Source organism: Spirillospora sp. NPDC048911, assembly GCF_043198015.1.
Classification (GTDB): domain Bacteria; phylum Actinomycetota; class Actinomycetes; order Streptosporangiales; family Streptosporangiaceae; genus Spirillospora.
In genome coordinates, this window is the sequence record NZ_JBICUD010000002.1 from 292,441 (window position 1) to 311,837 (window position 19,397).

Consider the following 19,397-nt stretch of genomic DNA (forward strand, 5'->3'; position numbering starts at 1 on the left):
CTAGGCCTGGTGCCCGGCCGCGTCCGCCATGTCGTCCTCGTCATCGGCGGGCGGGTCGGGCATCTGCCAGGTCGCCACGACCTGTGGCAGCAGCACGTGGGTGACGAGGAGCGCGAACAGGATCAGGAAGAGCGCGGCGGACGGGACGTGCAGGTCGTCGTCGCCGTCCGCGAGCATCGTCGCGGCGGTGGCGAGGATGATCAACGTCGTCGTGCCCTTGTGCGCCGTGGAGAACGCGCGGAGCCGCGCGAGCTGCTGGCGCTCGTCGAGCTCGTGCTCGCGCTTGAAGATCATGCCCCGGGTGATCGCGATGAGCTGGCCGGCCACCGGGAACCCGAGCACGATGAGGACGCCGAGGATGACGAAGTTGGCGATCATCGCGGTGTCGGAGGGGGCCAGCGCCCACGAGATGGCCGCGTCCACCCAGAGCAGGCCCAGCAGGGCCGCGCCCATGCCCGCCACGATGCGGCGGTTGCGCTGCCTGGCGTAGCGGGCGGGCAGGCGCCGCTCCAGCTCGGCGTCCATCTTCTCGAGGCGCTCGGCCCGCTTGGCCTGCGACTTCTTGCGCTGCTCGGCCCACCGGCCGGCGTCGGCGTTCATCATGACGTGCTTCCAATCCTGGGGAACGGGCTGAGGGCGAAGACGACCTCGACGGGCACCTCGAAGTAGGCGGCGATGCGCAGCGCCAGGTGCAGGCTGGGGCTGTACTCGCCGCGTTCGAGGTAGCCGACGGTCTGGTAGTGGACGCCGAGCGCGGTGGCGAGGTCGCGGCGCGAGACGCCGCGCTCGGCGCGGAGCATCGGGATCCGGTTGTAGACGATCTCTTTGTCGTCCTTGCTGGGGGACATCGGCCGGGCAACCCTCCTCTCTCATACAGACATCACGACATAGCTCAGTATGCCTGTATCAAGTGATAGTAGTTCTACTACATTCACTCGCAGAGCCGCAACATCCGGCCTTCCTGGCAGGATTGATCCGTGAGCAGGGACTGGCCACCGCGCGGCCGCACCGCCGACCTCGTGCTGGCACTGGTGCTGTTCGCCGCCATCGCCGCCGCGACGGTGGCCCAGATGGCGGAGGACCACGAGCGTGCCCTGGTGCCTTGGCTGGGCTGGCTGCTCATGGGCATCGGCTGCGGCGCGCTGGCCTTCCGGCGCAGCCGTCCCATCGCGGTGGTGGCCGTGACGGCGGTGGCCAGCGCGGCCTATTACCCGGTCACCGAGCCCGACGGGCCGATGATGGTGGTGTTCGTCGTCGCGCTCTACAGCGTCGCGGCCCAGGGGCACCTCGTGATCGCGTCCGCCGCCGGCTCGGCCGCGATGGCCGCCGTCGCGTACGGCGAGATCAGCAGCGGGGTCAACCACCTCGCCGACGGCGCGCTCTACCTCCTCGCGGGCTGGTTCGTCGCGGTCGTCGCGGTCGGCGCCGTGGTGCACAACCGCCACGCCTACCTGCGCGAGGCCGAGCTCCGCGCCGTCGAGGCCGAACGGGGCCGCGAGGAGGAGGCGCTCCGCCGGACCACCGAGGAGCGCCTGCGCATCGCCCGCGAGCTGCACGACGTGCTCGGCCACAACATCTCGCTGATCAACGTGCAGGCCAGCGCCGCCCTGCACGGCAAGGACCCCGCCCGCGCGGACGAGGCCCTCACCGCCATCAAGGAGACCAGCAAGGAGACGCTCCGCGAGCTGCGCACCACTCTCGGCGTCCTCCGCCAGGTGGACGAGACCGCCCCGGTGGCCCCGCCGCCCGGGCTGGACCGGCTCGAAGAGCTGACCACCCGCGCCATCGGTCCCGAGATCCGCACCGAGATCGAGGGCGACCCGCGCCCCCTTCCGCCCGAAGCCGACCTGGCCGCGTTCCGCATCGTCCAGGAGGCCCTCACCAACGTGACCAAGCACTCCGACGCCACCGCGGTCACCGTGCGGATCCGCTACACACCCGCCGCCGTGCGCGTCCAGATCGACGACGACGGCCGTTCCAAGCCCGCCCCCACACCGGGAAACGGCATCCGCGGCATGACCGAACGCGCCGAGGCGCTCGGCGGCACCCTGGCCGCCGCCCCACGGCCCGACGGCGGCTTCCGGGTCGAGGCCAGCATCCCCGCTTGATTACATCCCGCGATGTAGGGGAGTGGCGTTCCCTGCGCCAGACGCGTACACCGATTGCCTTCTCGCGCGGGATTCGCGGTCGGCGACCGGCCGCGCACAATCTGTTCGTCCCTCCCACGAGCCAACGGAGAACGAACGATGAGAACGGTCGCAGCGGTCCTCTTGGGCCTGGTCGCGGGCCTCTTCGCCGGATTCGCCCTGGAGGTCCTGATCGGCGCCGCCGGCCACTTCCTCCTGGACAGCCCCGGCCGGCTCAAGGTGGTGGCGATCTTCCCGCCCCTCCTGGCCGTCGCCGGAGCCGTGGCGGGCCCCATCATCGACCGGAAGTCAAGATCACAAGATGTCGAACCGGGGCGGTGATCGTCGGCGATGCTGTCCGTTCTCGCATGATCGAACCGACTTCATTGTGAGGGCGTACGTTCCCCGACCTGGGAGGTCCCAGTGATCCGTGCCCTGAACAGACTGGGCGACCGAATGCTCGGAACGTTCCTGCCGTCGACCAAGGCCGCCGCCGCGTGCTGGACCGAGTGGTGCTGCCAAGGAAGGCACTGCCGGACCTGCTGTTACCACGACCATAACGGCTCGGTCAGCTGTAGCTCGTTCCAACCCTGCTGATCGCGGACTCGGCGCCCGCCGGTCCCCGGATCGGCGGGCGTCCGTTCTCCCCGTCGTGAGCACGCCACGCCCCTAAGGAGCACGTCATGTCCGTCCTCGTCGTAGCAGTCGTTCTCGTGGGCGTGCTGGGCCTGGCCAACCTGGTGCTGACCATGGCCGTGGTCCGGCGGCTGGGGGTGCACTCCCTCCGGCTCGCGGAGCTCGGCCCGCCCCAGTCGCGCATGGTCGCGCCCGGCACGCCGCTCGCCGAGTTCGAGGCGACCACCCTCGGCGGCTCGCCGGTCTCGCGCGCCTCGTTCACCGGCCAGACGGTGGTCGGGGTCTTCTCGACCGAGTGCGAGTCCTGCCATGAACGTGTCCCCGAGTTCGCCGCGTACCTGAAGGGCGCCGCCCCCGAGAAGGCGTTCGCTCTGGTGACCGGCGACGCCGAGCGGGTCGCGACGTTCGCGGAGCAGCTCGAACCGGTCGCCACGGTCGTCGTCGAATCGATGGGCGGCCCGCTGGGCAGGGCCCTGCAGATCTCGCAGTTCCCCAGCTTCTACCTGATCGACGGTGACGCCGTCATCGTCGCGGCCGACACCGATCCGGGCCGGCTCCCCGTGGTCGCTCGTCCCGAAGGAGTACGGAATCTCTAAGCCCGCGTACGCCCTCGGCGTGCTCGCGGCCATGACCTCGGGTCTGGTGCTGGCCCGGCGCCGGTTCGTGGTCGTCCGGGTGGTGGGGACGAGCATGGAACCCGCGTACCGGGCCGGCGACCGTGTCCTGGTACGGCGCCGCGACGGCGAGCGGGCCGGGCGCGGGCAGGTGGTGGCCCTGCAGACCGCGCTGCCCGGCGGGGTCTGGCGCACCACGCCGCTGCCCGAGCCGGCCGCGGCGATGTGGTTCCTCAAACGGGTCGTGGCCGTGCCGGGTGACCCGGTGCCCGGCGCCGTGGCGGAACGCGTGGGCGCGGAGCCGGGGGCCGTGGTCCCCGAAGGGCACCTCGTGGTGCTCGGCGACGGGCCGGTCAGCGAGGACTCGCGGGTCTGGGGTCACGTCCCCGTCGACCGGGTCCTCGGCGTGGTGGTCCGCAAGCTCTCTCCGGTCGCTGAGCGTGGCATCATCGCGCCATGAAGGTCTTTGTTTCGGTCGACATGGAGGGCATCTCGGGTCTGACCGATCCCGAGGAGATGCGTGCCGGGGGGCGCGGCTACGAGCGCGGGTGCGAGCTCATGACGGGCGACGCGAACGCGGCGATCCGCGCCGCGTTCGACGGTGGCGCCACCACGGTCGTGGTGACCGACTCGCACAGCTCGGGCAAGAACCTCCGCGTCGATCTGCTCGACGAGCGCTGCACGCTGATCCGCGGCCCGTACAAGCCGATGCGCATGGGCGAAGGTCTCGACGCGTCGTTCGACGCCGCCCTGTACGTCGGCTACCACGCGCGGGCCGGGACGCCCGAGGGCGTGCTCAACCACACGTGGATGGGCTCGGAGATCCGCGACCTCTATCTGAACGGCGAGCTCGCCGGCGAGATCCGGCTGATGGCCGCGTACGCGGGGTCGCTGGGCGTGCCGGTGGCCCTGGTCGCGGGCGACGACGCCGCCTGCGCCGAGGCGCGCGAGGTGCTCGGGGACGTCACGACCGTCGCGGTGAAGAAGGGCTGCGGCCGGTACGCGGCCGAGCTGATCCCGCCGGGGCGCGCCCAGCAGCTGATCTACGACGCGACGCGGGAGGCGCTGGCGGATCTCGGCCGGGTCCGGCCGTACACCGTGCCCGCGCCCTACACCCTGGGCGTCGACTGGGTCTCCACCTCGATCGCCCACTCGTGCTCGGTCGTCCCCGGGGTCAAGCTCGCCGGGCCGCGGATGACCGAGTTCACGACGGGCGACTACGAGGAGGTCGTCGGCCTGCTCGGCGTCTGGGCGACCATCGCGGGCGAGGTCGGCTGCACCGGGCTGCACTACGGCTGAGGGGCCTCGGGGGCCAGCGCGTCGTACGCGGGGGCGAGGACGTCGACCAGGTCACGGCGGCGGATCCGCACCGGTGGCGGCGCCGCCACCTGGAGGATGAAGCCGGGCGGCACCGGCGGAGCGGGCCGCCGCTCGCGCAGGCGGGCGAGGCCGGACGGGGGCGTCCAGAAGCCCGCGGCGGTCAGCGGCTCGTCCTCCTCGACCTCGAACGGATCGGGCTCCGTCGCGTTCCGGCGGCGCAGGGCGGCGAGCAGCTGGTCCTTGGTGCGCCCGTTCCACGCCAGGATCAGGAACGGATCGTCGTCGAACGCCTCGGCCAGGAGATAGAGCACGGCGGCGGCGTGCTTGCACGGATCGCCCCAGTCCGGGCAGCTGCACATCATGTGCAGGTCGTCCGCGGACTCGGGGAAGAGGCAGAGGCCGAACTCGGCGAACACCCACTCGATCTCCGGCGGCATCTCCCCGGCCAGCAACCGGGCCCGGAAAAGCGCGCGCGAGGACAGCTCCTGCTCGACGGCCCGCCAGGCCGGGTCGTCGATGGCCTCGATGCCCAGCGCCACCTCGTACGGCTCCGCGACCGAGCCCTGCACCCGCGCCGTCACCTCGTACGGCAGCACCTTCAGGTCGATGACCTGGCCCTTCCGCGCGTACGCCCGGCCCCGCCGCAAGCGGCCGGAGTCGGCGAACGACTCGACGAGGTCGATGAACCGCCGCGACCACCACTCCGCGCCGATCGACCCGCGCCGCGACCTGGCCTTGATGCCGTCCTCGACGGGGATCGGCGGGCCGTACTCGGAGAAGTCCATCAGTCGCTCACCGCCTCGGGCGACAGGCGCAGCACGTCCCGGAGCTCGGCGACCGACAGCTCGGTGAGCCAGTCTTCGCCGGTGCCCACGATCGACTCGGCGAGTGCCTTCTTGCGTTCGATCATCTCGTCGATGCGCTCCTCCATCGTGCCGACGCAGATGAACTTGCGGACCTGCACGTTCTTGGTCTGCCCGATGCGGAACGCGCGGTCGGTCGCCTGATCCTCGACGGCGGGGTTCCACCAGCGGTCGACGTGGACGACGTGGTTGGCCGCGGTCAGCGTCAGCCCCGTGCCCGCCGCCTTGAGCGACAGCAGGAAGATGGAGGGCTCCGGGTCGCCCTGGAAATGCTGGACGAGGTCGTCGCGCTGCTGTTTGGACGTCCCGCCGTGCAGCCACAGCACCGGCCGCTCCAGCCGGGACGCCAGATAGGGCTGGAGCATCGACCCGAACTCCGCGTACTGCGTGAAGACCAGCGCCTTCTCGCCCTGCTCCAGAACCTCTTCGCAGATCTCTTCGAGCCGCTCCAGCTTGCCCGAGCGTCCCTGGAGCCGCGAGCCGTCCTTGAGCAGGTGCGCCGGGTGGTTGCAGACCTGCTTGAGCTTGGCCATCGTCGCCAGCACCAGCCCGCGCCGCTGCTTGTCGTCCGCCTCGGCGATCTGGGCGAGCATGTCGTCGACCGTGGCCTGGTAGAGCGAGGCCTGCTCGGTGGTCAGGTTGCAGTAGAGCTTGATCTCCTGCTTGTCCGGCAGGTCCGAGATGATCGACTTATCCGTCTTGAGCCTGCGCAGGATGAACGGCTGGGTGGCGCGCTTGAGGGCCAGCGCCGCCTGCTCGTCCCCGTCCCTCTCGACCGGCACGGCGAAGCGTTCGCGGAAGACCGTGCGCGGCCCGAGCAGCCCGGGATTGGCGAACTCCATGATCGACCACAGCTCGGTCAGGTGGTTCTCCACCGGCGTCCCCGTCAGCGCGATCCTGCTCCGCGCCGGAATGCTCCGCACCGCCCGGGCCTGCCGGGTGCCGCTGTTCTTGAGGGCCTGCGCCTCGTCGCAGACGACCCGCCCCCACTCGATCCCGGCGAGCATCTCCGCGTCGCGCGCCGCCGTCCCGTACGTGGTCAGCACCAGATCGGCCCGCCGCACCGCCTCGACGAGCTCCTCGTCACGATGCCGCCCGGTGCCGTGATGCACGTACACCTTGAGCTTGGGCGTGAACTTGGTGGCCTCACGCTGCCAGTTGCCCACCAGCGACATCGGCAGGATCGCCAGCGTCGGCCCTGGTGCCGCACCGTTCTCACGCTCGTGCACGAGCAGCGACAGGATGGAGATCGTTTTACCCAGGCCCATGTCGTCGGCGAGCAGCGCGCCCAGGCCCAGCTCGTCCATGAACGCGAGCCACGCCAGGCCACGTTCCTGGTAGGGACGTAGTTGCGCGTCGAGGTCTTCGGGGGTGGCGAGGGGGGTCAGGCGGCGGTCGGCCTCGCCGGAGAGGAGGTCGCCGAAGGTGCCGTCGGCGTCGACCTCGACCAGGGGGAGCTGCTCTTCGCCCGCGTGGATGACGGCCTGCATCGCCTGCGCGGCCGTCATGCGGCCCTGGCGGGGATGGCGCAGGAAGTCGAGGGCGGCTTCGAGCTGCTCCTCGTCGAGCTCGACCCACTGGCCGCGCAGGCGGACGAGGGGGGTCTTGAGGCGGGCCAGCTCGGCCAGCTCGTCCTCGTCGATGTTCTCGTCGCCGATGGCGAGGTCCCAGCGGAAGTCGACCATGCCCCGGAGGTCGAAGCCCGAGGAGGTGGCCGCGCCGGAGCCCTCGCCCTCTTCGGCGCGGGTGGTCAGCTTGAGGCCGAGTTTGGCCTTGCCCGCCCACTGGGGGAGCAGGACGCCGAACCCTGCCGCGGCCAGGAGGGGGGCGGCGGTGCGCAGGAAGCGGAACGCGCCCGCCGTGTCGAGGATCAGCTCGGCGGGGACGGGTGAATCCAGGGCGGGTGCCAGGTCGGGGAAGAGGCGCAGGGCCCGGCCCAGCCCGGCGAGCAGCGTCTCGTCGGCGTCCTCGACCAGCCCGGCCTCACCGGCCCAGATCATCGAGGCGGGGACGTAGAGGCTCGGGTCGTCGGTGCCCTGGAGCGCGAACTCCACCCGCCAGGCGTCGGACGGCGGCTCCTCCGGCTCGTCGGGCCCGTCCGATTCGGGGGGCGCGAACTCCTGCTCGTACTCTTGCGCGCCGGGCTCGGCCAGGCGGAAGCAGACGCGCAGCGGGCCGGCGGGGCGGCGCGCGGCGGCGGCCCAGGCCTCCAGCTCGGAGATCAGCTCGTCGGCGTTGTCGCGCGGCTCGCGGGGAACGGTGGCGTCGGGGCCGGTGAGGGCCTCGAACCAGCGTTCGGCGAGCGGGACGCGGTCGGGAACCTTGCCCTTGCGCGGCGGCAGGAGCGGATGCGGGACCGTGCCCCGGACGGTCGTGTCGACGAGGCCGGACAGCGTCTCCCGCAGCACCTGCGCGGCGGGCCGCCCGCCGTCGGCCGCCCGGCACGCGGCGGGCATCGCGCGGGCCAGGTCGCGGAAGCGGGCGGGGTCGTCGACGACCGGGCGCCAGCGGGCCACCAGGTCGCCGTCCTCGCGGAGCAGGGCGGGCAGGACGAGGCCGCGCCCGGCGAGGTGCGCGGCCTCGTCGGCGAGCAGGCAGAGGAAGCGCAGGTCGGTGCCGGGGACGACGTCTCCGGCGTGCTCGGCCGCCTGGAGCAGTGCCATGGCGGGGAACGGCTCGAGGACGAGGGCGGGCACGCGCCACTCGCGCAGCTCCGGCTCGCCCTCGAACGGCTCGGGGCCGAGCTCGGCGGAGGGCAGCGGATGATCGCCGTGGGTCGGGAGCACCATCCGCAGTTCGACCCGGGACGCGCCGCCGACAAGGGGCTCGTAGGACGTGCCGCTGAAATCGCGGGTGGCGAACGGGTGCACGTCGGGCTGCGGCTCGTACGGGCCGGTGCGTTCGGCCCACAGGCACAGGGCTCCGCCGTGCCAGGTGGCGTGTGCGACGAGCATGGACGTGATCCCTGGGAGAGCTGCGATGACCGGCCACCGAAGTTACCAGCGAAGTCCGACGATCCGGTCCGCGTTAGGCTCGGGTCGGTCTGGCCGGTGAGGAAAGCAGGAGGTCGTGGTGGGCGAGTTCGTACGGGTCGAGGTCGAGGACGGGATCGGGACGATCCGGCTGGACCGGCCGAAGATGAACGCCCTCAACGCGCAGGTGCAGCGGGAGCTGATCGAGGCGGCCCGGCAGGTCACCGAGGACGCGACGGTGGCCGCGGTGATCCTTTACGGCGGCGAGCGGGTCTTCGCGGCGGGCGCGGACATCAAGGAGATGGCCGAGCTGTCGTACGCGGGCATGTCGGGCGGCCCGTCGCGGCTGCTGCAGGAGTTCACCAGGGAGCTGGCGGCCATCCCCAAGCCGGTCATCGCCGCGATCACCGGGTACGCGCTGGGCGGCGGCCTGGAGGTCGCGCTGACCGCCGACTTCCGGGTGGCGGGCGAGGGCGCCAGGCTCGGCCAGCCCGAGATCCAGCTCGGCATCATCCCCGGCGCGGGCGGCACGCAGCGGCTCACCCGGCTGGTCGGCCCGGCGAAGGCCAAGGACCTGATCTTCTCTGGCCGGCATGTGCAGGCGGCCGAGGCCCTGACGATCGGCCTGGTCGACCGGGTCGTGCCCGACGAGGACGTCTACGCGGCGGCGAGGACGTGGGCGGCCACATTTGTCGGCGGCCCGGCGCTGGCCCTGCGCGCCGCCAAGCAGGCCATCGACACCGGGCTTGAGGTGGATCTGCAGACGGGGCTGGAGATCGAGCGCGTGCAGTTCTCGGCCCTGTGGGCGACCGACGACCAGCGCGACGGCATGAAGAGCTTCATCGAGGAAGGGCCCGGCAAGGCCAAGTTCACCGGCCGCTGAGCGGCTGGGCTTCGCGTTCCTGAGCCTTCTGGGTCTCCTGGGCTTCTTGAGCTTCCAGGACCTCGTCGGCATAGCGGACCGTCCAGCGCCCCAGGGCGTTGAGCGGCTCCAGCAGCCCCCGGCCCGGCCCCGTCAGCTCGTACTCGACCCGGGGCGGGGCCTCGGCGTAGCGGTGCCGTACGACCAGGCCGTTGGACTCCAGCTTGCGCAGCGTCTCGGTGAGGACCTTCTGGCTGATCCCGCCGATCTCGTCGCGCAGCTCGCCGGGGCGGCGCGGGCCCTTGCCCAGCGCCCACAGCACCACGCCCGTCCACGCCCCGGAGAGCAGGTCGAGCCCGAGCCGCGTCTGGCAGTCGGCGATGTAGTGGTCTTCCGTGCTCCGCATGGCCTCGGCCACAAGCATGCCCTTTCCGATGCGCACCTGGCGGTGCCTAACAGAACGCCTAGCGTCCCGATCGAAACGGTAATCGACCGGGAGGCTGAGATGCGGATCGGGATTCTGGGCGCGGGCGGCATGGCGGACGCGCTCGGCGGCCAGTGGGCGCGGGCGGGGCACGAGGTCATGATCGGTGCGCGCGCACCGGAGAAGGCAGCCGCGCTGGCGGAGAAGATCGGCGCGCGGAGCGGGTCGTTGCGGGAGGCCGCCGCATTCGGCGAGGTGGCGCTGCTGGCCGTCAGGTACGCGGCGGCCGAGGACGTGGTGCGGGCGGCCGGCGGCGCGCTGGACGGGCGGGTGCTGATCGACTGCACCAACACGTGGGGCGACTCGACGTTCGCGCTGCTGACGGGCGACGGGCCGTCCGGCGCCCAGCGCATCGCCGCGGCGGCTCCGGGCGCGCGGGTGGTCAAGGCGTTCAACCTCTGCCATGAGAGCGTGTGGCGGCGGACGCCGCCGGTGTTCGACGGCCGCCCGCTCGGCGTGCCCGTGTGCGGCGACGACGATGACGCGCTCAACGTGGTCGAACGGCTCGTCCGGGATCTGGGCTGCGAACCCCTGCTCGGCGGCGGCCTCGACCGGGCCGGCCAGCTGGAGGCCACCGCCGCCTTCGTCGTGGGGCTCTACGCCGTGGGGGCCGACCCCGCCGTCATGCTCCCGCCGCTGGAGCACGCGGGCGGCGAGCCGGTCCCCCCGAACGGCTGAGCCCCGTCCGTCCGGACGCGCCTGACCTGAACCCAGGTCAGGCGTGCCGGGGGTTGCCGGTGGGGCGGGTGGGCTTGGCCGCGGCAGGGGACAGCTCTCGTTCGATCTCTTCCAGCGAACGGTTGCGGGTCTCGGGGACCTTGGCGATGAAGAACACGATCCCCGCGACGGAGAGGCCCGCGTACAGCCAGAAGGTCGAGGCCCGGCCGATGGCGTCGACGAGTTGCAGGAAGTAGTAGGACACCAGGAAGTTGGCCCCCCAGTTGAAGAGGCTGCACACGGCCATCGCGCGGCCGCGGACGGCGAGCGGGAAGATCTCCGAGATCATCAGCCAGAACACCGGGCCCAGCCCGACGGCGAACGAGGCGATGTAGATCAGCAGGGCCGCGAGCGCCACCCAGGGAGCGCTGTCCTGCCAGCCGAGGCCGAAGAAGGCGGCGAGCAGGACGAGCGCGACGGTGAGCCCGGCGGTGCCGATGATCAGCAGGGTGCGGCGGCCGACCCGGTCGAGCAGCAGGACCGCGACCACCGTGAACACCACGTTGGTGATCCCGACGGTGAGGGCCTGCGCGATGGCGTCGGACGCCTCCAGGCCGGTGTAGGTCAGGATCGTCGGTGAGAAGTAGATGACCGTGTTGACGCCGACGATCTGCTGGATGACGGCGAGGCCGATGCCGACCACCAGCATCGGCCTCAGGGACGGCCGCAGCAGGTCGCGGAAACTCGTCCGGTGCTCCTGCGCGACCACGCTCTCGATCTCGTCGAGCTCCGCGTCGACGTCCTCGCCCTGGCGGGTGCGGGCCAGCACGCGGCGCGCCTCGGCACGCCGGCCGCGTTGCATGAGCCAGCGCGGGCTGTAGGGCACGACCAGCATGCTGAGCACCAGGATGACGCCGGGCGTCGCGCCGAGTCCGAGCATCCAGCGCCAGCCGCCGGCCACGTCGCGCAGCGCGAAGTTGACCAGGTACGCGACGAGGATGCCGATGGTGATCATCAGCTGGTTGTACGAGACGGTCCCGCCACGGATCTTGGGCGGCGTGTGCTCGGCGATGTAGAGCGGCACCACGGCGGACGCGGCGCCGACCGCGAGGCCCAGCACGACGCGGGCGGCGACGAGCTGGCCCGAGGTCTGGGCGAGCGCGGCGGCGAGGGCGCCCGCGACGTAGACGACTCCCGAGATCAGCAACGTCCAGCGGCGGCTGATCAGGTCGGCGAGCCGGCCGCCGGCCAGCGCGCCGGCGACGGCGCCCGCGAGCAGCCCGGCGACGATCCACGACTGGGCGAGGGAGCCCGCGTGCAGGTCCTCTTTGATGTAGAGGAGCGCTCCGGAGATGACGCCGGTGTCGTATCCGAACAGGAGCCCGCCGAGGGCCGCGAGCATGGAGATCTTGAGGACGAAGGGGTTGCGGGACGCTTCCCGTACGTAGCCTGGCACTGTCTCCTCCTTGAGATAAGTGCCGGGCTACCCGTGACTTATCGGGTCAAACGGCGCCCCGTGTCGCTACGATCTCGCGCCATGCGACAGGCCTACCGAACGGCGCTGGTCACCGGCGCGTCCAGCGGCATCGGCGAGAGTTTCGCGCGGCTGCTCGCCGGCCGCGGCACCGACCTCGTGATCGTGGCGCGCCGGGCGGAGCTGCTGGACGGGCTGGCCCGCGACCTGGTCGAGCGGTACCGGGTGGGCGTCGAGGTGCTGGCCGCCGACCTCACCGACCCGGCGGAGCGCGGCGAGGTCGAGGAGCGGCTGCGGGCCGATCCGGTGGAGCTGCTGATCAACAACGCCGGGTTCGGGGCGTTCGGCCCGTTCGCCGAGCTCTCCTTGGACGACCAGCTGGGCGAGGTCGAGCTGAACGTGGTGGCGCTGATGCGGCTCACGCACGCGGCGTTGCCCGGGATGATCCGGCGGCGCCGGGGCGGGGTGCTGAACGTCGCGTCGATGGCGGGGTTCGCGCCGTCCCCGGGCAGCGCGGTCTATGGCGCGACCAAGGCGTACGTGGCCTCGTTCTCCGAAAGCCTGCACGCCGAAGTGGCGGGCAAGGGAGTGCACGTGACGGCGCTTTGCCCTGGATTCACGCGGACGACCGAAGAGGACGAGGCCAATCTGCTCTGGCTGCGGCGCGAAGACGTGGCTCGGGCCGGGCTGGACGCGGTTTCGGCAGGCAGGGCAATGTGCGTCCCAGGCCTTCAGTACAAAGCGGCGCTGCCCGCGTTGAAGCTCGTGCCGAGGCCGTTGCTGCGGGCCGCGGCCAATCGCATATGGCGACAGGCCGCTGACACCCAGTGAGAAGAGTGGTTTCTCACACGCCGTCCAGCACGTTTTCTGTAGCTGGGTGACAAGCGGTATCTCCGCATACCTACAACAATTCACCTGGGTTGGTTGTGACGTGGGTGACTTGACGCCGGTCACCGCCGAACGCGAACATCGAACCTACGGTTTCGTAAGTTGTGCGCCCCTGCTGGGCTCCACCGTGCCACTGACACGGAGCGTCGCACGGCACATCCACCACGTCGTCCAGCGAAGGAAGCAGGCATGCCCGTATCACCCGAGGAGAAGTTCCAGACCGGCCTGATGCTCGAACTCGAGGGTCTGGTCGAGAAGGAGGTCGACCGTCACCTGTCCATGGCCAAGGAGTGGTTCCCGCACCAGTACGTGCCGTGGGGCCAGGGCTCGGACTTCGACGGGCCTCTCGGCGGTACGGGGTGGACGCCTGAAGACTCGCACCTCAGCACCGAGGCCCGTGAGTCGCTGATCGTCAACCTGCTGACCGAGGACAACCTCCCCGGCTACCACCGCGCGATCGCCGACGTGTTCGGCCGCGAGGGCGCCTGGGGCTACTGGGTCAACCGCTGGACCGCCGAGGAGAACCGGCACGGCATCGTCATCCGCGACTACCTCACGGTGACGCGCGCGGTCGACCCGATCGCGCTGGAGCGGGCCCGGATGAAGCACATGGAGGAGGGGTACGAGGCGACGCACGGCGACGCGTTCCTGCACGGTGTGGCGTACGTCTCGTTCCAGGAGCTGGCCACCCGCGTCGCGCACCGCAACACCGGCAAGGCCTCCGGCGACCCCATCTGCGAGCAGATGCTCACCCGGGTGGCGGCCGACGAGAACCTCCACATGATCTTCTACCGCAACCTGCTCGGCGGGGCCCTGGAGATCGCGCCGAACGAGACGATGAAGGCGATCACCGAGGTCGTCAAGGCGTTCCAGATGCCCGGCACCGGCATCGACGGCTTCCTCCGCAAGTCCGTGATCATCGCGAACGCGGGCATCTACGACCTGCGGCTCCACCACGACGACGTGCTCCGGCCGGTGCTGCGCAAGCTGGGGATCTTCGAGCTGGAGGGGCTGAGCGACGAGGGCGCGAAGGCCCGCGACGAGCTCGGCGAGTTCCTGGACGAGCTGGACGTCGCGGCGACCAAGTTCGAGACCCGCCGCGAGGAGCGCCGCGCCCGCCAGGCGGCCAAGGCGGCGGCCAAGGGCTGACGGCCGGGCCCGGCCCGGCCGGCCCGTTCGTAAAGATCCATAACGGGCTGGTCTCGTTCGGAACGAGTGCCCGCTTCTTGGCGTCATAGGGTGTATGGGGACGCATCGGCGGCTGGGCGCGTATCGGTTGCTGGACGAGATCGGCCGGGGGAGCACGGCCGTCGTCCATCGGGGCATCGACGCGGCCGGGCGCGAAGTGGCGATCAAAGAGCTGACCGACGACGTCGCCGGCGAGCCGGAGGCACGCCGCCGGCTCGCCCGCGAGGTCGCGGCGCAGAGCAGGGTCGACAGCCCGTACGTGGCGCGCCTGCTCGACGCGGGCGTCGCGGACGACCGGCCCTACGTCGTGGTGCAGTACGTGCCGGGCCTCCCGCTGGCGGATCTCGTCGAGGCGTACGGCCCGCTGCGCGGCGAGCGGCTGCTGCGGTTCGCGCGCACGCTGGCGCTCGGGCTGGCGGCGGTGCACGACGCGGGCGTCCTGCACCGCGACGTCTCGCCGGGCAACGTCATCGTGATGGGCGACCGGCCGACCCTGATCGACTTCGGGATCGCCCAGCAGCCGGGGGCCGACCAGATCACCCGGCAGGGGATGGTCATCGGCACGCCCGCCTACCTGGCGCCGGAACTGATCGAGGGTGAGCGCGCCTCGGCGGCCTCCGACGTCTTCTCGTGGGCGTCGACGGTGGCGTACGCGGCGACCGGGCGCCACCCGTTCGGCCGCGGCACGCTGCACGGCGTCTGCTTCCGCATCCTGCGCGGCAAGGCCGACCTCGACGGCGCGCCCGAGCCGGTCGCCTCGCTGCTGCGGCTCGCGCTGCGGCGCGATCCGGCCGGGCGCCCGACCGCCCGCTGGTTCGCGGGGAGCCTCGCCCAGTGGAACACCGGCACCGTCGAACGCGGCCCGGTGCGCGGCGTCGCGCACGGGCGGGGACACGACCCGGCGCGCGGATTCGCGGAGAGAGATCGGCAGGTCACGGTGCGGTACGACGGGGCGGCGGTGTGATGCCCGTTAGATCCTCTTGGTGCCATGGGCGGCGGTAGGGTTTCGGAAACGATGGAGGGGGTTGTCACGTCCGGGGACAAGATCGGCCACTATCGCGTCAGCCGGACCCTGGGGGAAGGCGGCATGGGCGTCGTGCACCTCGGGGTCGATCCCGAGGGACGCAACGTGGCCATCAAGGTACTGCGCCCCCAGGTCGCCGGTGACGCCACGGCCCGGCGGCGGCTGGCCCGCGAGGTCGACTCGATGCGGCGGGTGCACAGCCCGCACGTCGCTGAGATCCTCGACGCCGACGTCACGGCCGACCGGCCCTACATCGTGACCCAGTACGTGCCGGGCCGCACCCTCGAAGAGATCGTCGAGGAGCACGGCCCGATCTTCGGCCAGTCCCTCCAGCGGCTGGCCACCGGCCTGGCCGCGGCCCTGTCGGCGATCCACGGCGCCGGCATCGTGCACCGCGACCTCAAGCCCGGCAACGTCATGCTGGTCGACAGCGAGCCGGTCGTGATCGACTTCGGCATCGCGCAGGCCGCCGACGCGACCCGGCTGACCGCCACCGGCATGGTCATCGGCACCCCCGGCTATCTCGCGCCGGAGATCATCGAGGGTGAGGACGCCGGGCCCGCCTCCGACGTGCACGCCTGGGCGGGCACCCTCGCCTACGCCGCGACCGGCCGCCCGCCGTTCGGCTCCGGCACGTTCGAGTCGATCTTCTACAAGATCATGCAGAACACGCCGGACCTGGACGGCATGCCCGAGGCGCTCTACCCGGTCGTCCGGTCAGCGATGGCCCGGCACCCGGCCGAGCGCCCGACAGCGGTCAACCTGGTCCAGCTGACCCGCCGCATCCACCTCGAAGCGACGATCACCGACCAGACCCGGGTCGACGACCACTACACGCGCCCGGACCAGACCTCCCAGCCGATGGAGCAGCCGTCCGACCACGCGCGGCAGTTCTCCATGCCCGCCACGGGCCCCGCGCCCACTTCTTCCCCGGCGCCGGAGCCGGCCACGCCGCCACCGGCGCCCGCCCCCATGCCCGCGCCGGTCTCGGCCCAGCAGCCCAAGGACTTCGTCGGCCAGCTGCCCCCGGCCGCGCCGCCGCCCGTACCGCCGCCGGCCCCGAGCCCGTTCGAGCAGCCGAACGCGTACAGCGGCTACGCCCAGCGCCCGCCGACCCGGCCGCGCCGCGGCGGCCTCCCGCCGCGCCAGGATCAGCCGCCGCGCCAGGAGGCGCCACCGCCCGCCCCGGCCCCGGCCCCGGCCCCGTACAACGGCGGCACGCAGCCGCGGCCGGCCGAGCGCCCGCCCGAACGGCCCGCCGCGCGGCCCCCCGAGCAGCGGCCCGGCCCCGCCGCCGAGCAGCGCAAGCCGTACGGCTGGTACCGGCTGCTCAGCCTCCTCGTCCTGGCCGCCCTCCTGGGCTTCGCCAACATCGCGCCGCTCCTCGCCGTCGCGGTCACCACCGTCGGCGTCCTCGTCCTGCGCGCGGGCGACAAGGCCGCCAAGGGCATGGAGGGCAAGCGCACCCGGCGCGGCCCCCGGTCCGGCGACGCGCTCGCCGCCACGTTCAAGTCGCCGCTGCACCTGCCGGGCGCGCTGATGATGACCGCCCTCCTGGCGGGCCTGGCCGCCCTCGCGGCGCTGATCGTCCTCGGCGTCCTGATGTTCGCCAACGACACCATGACGGCCTCCCGCGCGATCTCCTTCTCGGCCATGCTCTACATCGGCCTGCTCTGCCTCGCGCCCGGCAGCGGCGCGCCGCGGCGTCAGATGGCCCGCCTCTGGGGCGCCCTCCTGCCGCGGACGGAGGCCGCCGTCGGCGGCGCTCTGGTGCTCGGCCTCTTCGCGGCGATGCTGGTGATCCTGTCGAAGCAGCAGCCGCCCGACACCACGCCCCTGGACGGGACGAGCAAGAAGCTCGAAGACCTCCGCGGCGATGTCCGTGATCTCCTCGACGGGCTGCCCTTCGTCTGACGCCGATAGGGTGGCGAGCCGATGAACGACGAACACATCGGCCCCTACCGCCTCCTGTCGCGCCTGGGCACCGGCGACGTCCACCGCGCCGCCGGCCCCACCGGCCGCGACGTGGCGATCCGCCTCCTCCCGGGCGGCTCCCGCGACCGCCTCCGGGCCGACCTCGACCGCATGCGCGCCGTTCGGAGCCCGTACGTGGTGGACGTCCTCGACGGCGACCCCGAGGCCCCTCGGCCCTACGTCGTCTCGCGTTTCGTTCCGGGCCATCCGCTGGACCGCCACGTCGCCGCGCACGGCCCCCTCACCGGCCAGGCCCTCGACCGCCTGGCCCTGGACCTGGCCAAGGCCCTGGCCGCGATCCACGAGTCGGGCCTGGCCCATCGAGCCCTCCGTCCCCAGGACGTCCTGATCGTGGACGGCTCCCCGGTCATCGTCGACTTCGCCCTGGCCCCGCCCGCCGACCCGGCCGCCGACGTCCGGTCCTGGGCCGCCCTGGTCACCCACGCCGCCGGCGGCACCATCCCGTCCCGGCTCCAACCCCTCCTGGAGGCGGCCACCACGTCCGACGAGGAGACCCGCCCCACGGCCCAAGCCCTGGTAGAAGCACTGACCCGCCTGGCGCAGCCCCCCGCCACTCCTCGCAGCAACGCCGGAGCCCTCGCAATGGAGAGCGCCACCGCCTCTGGCAGCGCAAGCGCGCCCAGCGCCGTGCTCACGCCTGGTGACGTTTCCGCGTCTGCCGGTGCTCTCACGCCGGGTGGTGCGACCGTGCCGGGTGGTGTCGGTGCGGGGGTCGTTCAGGCTTGGGCTCGGTTGCTGGCGGCCTTGGCAGTGGTCGCGGTGGCGGCGGTCACGGTGATGATGCCGGTGGTCGGGGCCGTGGGGTCGGTCGTCGCGGTCGTGGTGCTGCGCGGGGTCGCCGGGCGGGGATGGGGCATGGCGGTGGGCAGGACGGCCGTCACCCTGGCCTGCGCGGGGGTGGTCGCGCTGATGGTGACGTTGGGGCTGGCGTCCCTGTCGGCGGTGGGGGTCGAGGCCGATCCGCTGGGGGCCTGTGCTCTCGGCGTGGGAGCCGGGGTCGCGGTCCTGTGGACGGCGCCGGGGGTCTCCGGGCCGCGGCAGGGGCTGGAACGGCTGGCGGCCGGGGTCGCCGGGACGCCCCGGGCCATCGGGATCGGCGGCGTGCTCCTGGGGATCGTGGCGTTCCTCTCGGTGGTGGGGGCCATCTCGCTGACGCCGAGCTTCGCGCCGATGTACGGGTTGCAGAGCTCGCTGGAGAGCGCGGTGAGCCAGGTGCAGACCCGGCTGCAGTGATGTGTGTCACGGTGGATGTACACCGTGGGTCCCGGCGTCCGGCATGCTCGGCGTGCGGAATGTCTCAGGAGCTGGGATTTGCCACCAGGTTACCGCCCGGTAATATAGGTGGCGTACGGCCGAATCGGGGACCCGGAGCCGAAGCACGTTCGGGTGTTTGGCAGGCTGTGCGCATCAGCCCGCGTCGACCCGCCCTGGGCGGCGCCCCTCTGTCCGCTGCCCCAGCGGCCAACTGATAGCAGGGAGGTCGGCCACCGGCCATGAACATCGTCGTCCTGGTGAAGCAGGTTCCCGATACGGAGAGCCCGCGCAAGCTGAAGTCCGATGACAGCACGCTCGACCGCGCCGCCGCGGACGGTGTGATCAACGAACTTGATGAGTACGCCATCGAAGAGGCGCTGCGCATCAAGGAGGCCCACGGCGGCGAGGTCACCGTTCTCACCATGGGCCCCGACAAGGCGACGGACTCGATCCGCAAGTCGCTGGCCATGGGTGCCGACAAGGCCGTGCACCTGATCGACGACGCGCTGGCGGGCTCCGACGCGCTGCAGACCTCGTACGCCATCCAGCAGGCGCTGGGGCGGACCGGGTTCGACCTGGTCGTGCTCGGCTCGGAGTCGACCGACGCGCGGACCGGCGTCCTCGCCGCGATGCTCGCCGAGCGGCTCGGCGTGGCGCAACTGTCGCTGGCCAACAAGGTCGAGATCGACGGCACCGCCATCACGATCCAGCGGCAGACCGACTACGGCTTCGACAAGGTCGAGGCGAGCCTGCCCGCGGTCGTCAGCGTGGTGGAGAAGATCAACGAGCCGCGCTACCCCTCGTTCAAGGGGATCATGGCGGCCAAGAAGAAGCCGGTCGACACGATCGGCATCGCCGACGCCGGCATCGACGCCGCGCAGGTGGGGCTCGCGAACGCCGCCACCGAGGTCGTCGACTTCGCCGAGGCCCCGCCCCGGGCCCAGGGCCAGATCGTCACCGACGAGGGCGACGGCGGCGCGAAGATCGCCGAGTTCCTCGCGTCGAAGAAGTTCGTCTGAGCGAGGAAGGGGATTAGGAAA

At 72.0% G+C, this 19,397-nt stretch carries 19 protein-coding genes; 13 read left to right on the forward strand and 6 right to left on the reverse strand.

Annotated elements, in window-relative coordinates:
* Positions 1-603 carry a hypothetical protein gene (locus ACGFNU_RS08515; protein ID WP_392591464.1) on the reverse strand — a complete coding sequence of 201 codons (603 nt, stop codon included), beginning with the start codon at positions 601-603 and terminating at the stop codon, positions 1-3.
* A complete protein-coding gene (locus ACGFNU_RS08520) occupies positions 600-848 on the reverse strand; it encodes a helix-turn-helix transcriptional regulator (protein ID WP_392591466.1) in 249 nt (82 codons plus the stop codon). The genes ACGFNU_RS08515 and ACGFNU_RS08520 overlap by 4 nt, the downstream gene beginning before the upstream one ends.
* Before the next feature lie 129 nt (positions 849-977).
* On the opposite strand from ACGFNU_RS08520, the gene ACGFNU_RS08525 reads away from it, so the two are divergent.
* The 5 genes from ACGFNU_RS08525 to ACGFNU_RS08545 all read left to right on the forward strand — a co-directional run bounded on the left by ACGFNU_RS08525 (position 978) and on the right by ACGFNU_RS08545 (position 4,675).
* The gene (locus ACGFNU_RS08525) at positions 978-2,108 is read left to right on the forward strand and encodes a sensor histidine kinase (protein WP_392591468.1); all 1,131 of its coding nucleotides are present in this window, start codon (positions 978-980) and stop codon (positions 2,106-2,108) included.
* A gap of 138 nt (positions 2,109-2,246) precedes the next feature.
* On the forward strand, positions 2,247-2,468 hold the full coding sequence (locus tag ACGFNU_RS08530; protein ID WP_392591470.1) for a DUF5957 family protein: 222 nt from the start codon (positions 2,247-2,249) through the stop codon (positions 2,466-2,468).
* A gap of 341 nt (positions 2,469-2,809) precedes the next feature.
* Positions 2,810-3,358: a TlpA family protein disulfide reductase gene (locus ACGFNU_RS08535; protein WP_392591472.1), complete on the forward strand. Its 549-nt coding sequence runs from the start codon at positions 2,810-2,812 to the stop codon at positions 3,356-3,358.
* A gap of 31 nt (positions 3,359-3,389) precedes the next feature.
* Complete coding sequence (locus ACGFNU_RS08540) at positions 3,390-3,836, forward strand: S26 family signal peptidase (protein ID WP_392591474.1); 447 nt, start codon at positions 3,390-3,392, stop codon at positions 3,834-3,836.
* Positions 3,833-4,675, forward strand: a complete 843-nt coding sequence (locus ACGFNU_RS08545) for a M55 family metallopeptidase (protein WP_392591476.1) — start codon at positions 3,833-3,835, stop codon at positions 4,673-4,675. The genes ACGFNU_RS08540 and ACGFNU_RS08545 overlap by 4 nt, the downstream gene beginning before the upstream one ends.
* On the opposite strand, the gene ACGFNU_RS08550 is transcribed toward ACGFNU_RS08545, so the two are convergent.
* Both ACGFNU_RS08550 and ACGFNU_RS08555 read right to left on the reverse strand, forming a co-directional pair.
* Positions 4,666-5,481: an SWIM zinc finger family protein gene (locus ACGFNU_RS08550; protein ID WP_392591478.1), complete on the reverse strand. Its 816-nt coding sequence runs from the start codon at positions 5,479-5,481 to the stop codon at positions 4,666-4,668. The genes ACGFNU_RS08545 and ACGFNU_RS08550 overlap by 10 nt on opposite strands.
* A complete protein-coding gene (locus ACGFNU_RS08555; RefSeq protein ID WP_392591480.1) occupies positions 5,481-8,513 on the reverse strand; it encodes a DEAD/DEAH box helicase in 3,033 nt (1,010 codons plus the stop codon). The genes ACGFNU_RS08550 and ACGFNU_RS08555 overlap by 1 nt, the downstream gene beginning before the upstream one ends.
* A gap of 118 nt (positions 8,514-8,631) precedes the next feature.
* On the opposite strand from ACGFNU_RS08555, the gene ACGFNU_RS08560 reads away from it, so the two are divergent.
* Entirely contained in the window at positions 8,632-9,414 is a 783-nt protein-coding gene (locus tag ACGFNU_RS08560) for an enoyl-CoA hydratase/isomerase family protein (RefSeq protein WP_392591482.1), read from the forward strand.
* On the opposite strand, the gene ACGFNU_RS08565 is transcribed toward ACGFNU_RS08560, so the two are convergent.
* Positions 9,401-9,835: a winged helix-turn-helix transcriptional regulator gene (locus tag ACGFNU_RS08565; protein ID WP_392591483.1), complete on the reverse strand. Its 435-nt coding sequence runs from the start codon at positions 9,833-9,835 to the stop codon at positions 9,401-9,403. The genes ACGFNU_RS08560 and ACGFNU_RS08565 overlap by 14 nt on opposite strands.
* Before the next feature lie 63 nt (positions 9,836-9,898).
* Here ACGFNU_RS08565 and ACGFNU_RS08570 point away from each other — a divergent pair, with 63 nt between their 5' ends.
* The gene (locus ACGFNU_RS08570; protein WP_392591485.1) at positions 9,899-10,555 is read left to right on the forward strand and encodes an NADPH-dependent F420 reductase; all 657 of its coding nucleotides are present in this window, start codon (positions 9,899-9,901) and stop codon (positions 10,553-10,555) included.
* A gap of 37 nt (positions 10,556-10,592) precedes the next feature.
* Here ACGFNU_RS08570 and ACGFNU_RS08575 read toward each other — a convergent pair whose 3' ends face one another.
* On the reverse strand, positions 10,593-11,990 hold the full coding sequence (locus tag ACGFNU_RS08575) for a sugar porter family MFS transporter (RefSeq protein ID WP_392591486.1): 1,398 nt from the start codon (positions 11,988-11,990) through the stop codon (positions 10,593-10,595).
* An 81-nt stretch (positions 11,991-12,071) separates the two neighbouring features.
* On the opposite strand from ACGFNU_RS08575, the gene ACGFNU_RS08580 reads away from it, so the two are divergent.
* The 6 genes from ACGFNU_RS08580 to ACGFNU_RS08605 all read left to right on the forward strand — a co-directional run bounded on the left by ACGFNU_RS08580 (position 12,072) and on the right by ACGFNU_RS08605 (position 19,376).
* Positions 12,072-12,839, forward strand: coding sequence for an SDR family NAD(P)-dependent oxidoreductase (locus ACGFNU_RS08580; protein ID WP_392591487.1), 768 nt, complete (start codon positions 12,072-12,074; stop codon positions 12,837-12,839).
* A gap of 246 nt (positions 12,840-13,085) precedes the next feature.
* A complete protein-coding gene (locus ACGFNU_RS08585) occupies positions 13,086-14,045 on the forward strand; it encodes an acyl-ACP desaturase (protein WP_392591488.1) in 960 nt (319 codons plus the stop codon).
* Positions 14,046-14,139: 94 nt separating this feature from the next.
* Complete coding sequence (locus tag ACGFNU_RS08590) at positions 14,140-15,048, forward strand: serine/threonine-protein kinase (RefSeq protein WP_392591489.1); 909 nt, start codon at positions 14,140-14,142, stop codon at positions 15,046-15,048.
* A gap of 51 nt (positions 15,049-15,099) precedes the next feature.
* Positions 15,100-17,022, forward strand: a complete 1,923-nt coding sequence (locus tag ACGFNU_RS08595) for a serine/threonine-protein kinase (protein WP_392591491.1) — start codon at positions 15,100-15,102, stop codon at positions 17,020-17,022.
* Between the two features lie 21 nt (positions 17,023-17,043).
* Positions 17,044-18,336, forward strand: a complete 1,293-nt coding sequence (locus ACGFNU_RS08600) for a protein kinase (RefSeq protein ID WP_392591493.1) — start codon at positions 17,044-17,046, stop codon at positions 18,334-18,336.
* Between the two features lie 260 nt (positions 18,337-18,596).
* Positions 18,597-19,376 (forward strand): electron transfer flavoprotein subunit beta/FixA family protein, encoded by a 780-nt coding sequence (locus ACGFNU_RS08605; protein WP_392591495.1) that lies wholly within the window; start codon positions 18,597-18,599, stop codon positions 19,374-19,376.
* The last annotated feature ends 21 nt before the right edge of the window (positions 19,377-19,397 follow it).

Bases quoted from the DNA above. Each gene is read 5' to 3' on its own strand.
- ACGFNU_RS08515 (WP_392591464.1), bottom strand. From the start codon at position 603: ATGATGAACGCCGACGCCGGCCGGTGGGCCGAGCAGCGCAAGAAGTCG.
- ACGFNU_RS08605 (WP_392591495.1), top strand. From the start codon at position 18,597: ATGAACATCGTCGTCCTGGTGAAGCAGGTTCCCGATACGGAGAGCCCG.
- ACGFNU_RS08550 (WP_392591478.1), bottom strand. From the start codon at position 5,481: ATGGACTTCTCCGAGTACGGCCCGCCGATCCCCGTCGAGGACGGCATC.
- ACGFNU_RS08545 (WP_392591476.1), top strand. From the start codon at position 3,833: ATGAAGGTCTTTGTTTCGGTCGACATGGAGGGCATCTCGGGTCTGACC.
- ACGFNU_RS08590 (WP_392591489.1), top strand. From the start codon at position 14,140: ATGGGGACGCATCGGCGGCTGGGCGCGTATCGGTTGCTGGACGAGATC.
- ACGFNU_RS08570 (WP_392591485.1), top strand. From the start codon at position 9,899: ATGCGGATCGGGATTCTGGGCGCGGGCGGCATGGCGGACGCGCTCGGC.
- ACGFNU_RS08535 (WP_392591472.1), top strand. From the start codon at position 2,810: ATGTCCGTCCTCGTCGTAGCAGTCGTTCTCGTGGGCGTGCTGGGCCTG.
- ACGFNU_RS08520 (WP_392591466.1), bottom strand. From the start codon at position 848: ATGTCCCCCAGCAAGGACGACAAAGAGATCGTCTACAACCGGATCCCG.
- ACGFNU_RS08530 (WP_392591470.1), top strand. From the start codon at position 2,247: ATGAGAACGGTCGCAGCGGTCCTCTTGGGCCTGGTCGCGGGCCTCTTC.
- ACGFNU_RS08600 (WP_392591493.1), top strand. From the start codon at position 17,044: ATGAACGACGAACACATCGGCCCCTACCGCCTCCTGTCGCGCCTGGGC.
- ACGFNU_RS08595 (WP_392591491.1), top strand. From the start codon at position 15,100: ATGGAGGGGGTTGTCACGTCCGGGGACAAGATCGGCCACTATCGCGTC.
- ACGFNU_RS08585 (WP_392591488.1), top strand. From the start codon at position 13,086: ATGCCCGTATCACCCGAGGAGAAGTTCCAGACCGGCCTGATGCTCGAA.
- ACGFNU_RS08555 (WP_392591480.1), bottom strand. From the start codon at position 8,513: ATGCTCGTCGCACACGCCACCTGGCACGGCGGAGCCCTGTGCCTGTGG.
- ACGFNU_RS08540 (WP_392591474.1), top strand. From the start codon at position 3,390: ATGACCTCGGGTCTGGTGCTGGCCCGGCGCCGGTTCGTGGTCGTCCGG.
- ACGFNU_RS08580 (WP_392591487.1), top strand. From the start codon at position 12,072: ATGCGACAGGCCTACCGAACGGCGCTGGTCACCGGCGCGTCCAGCGGC.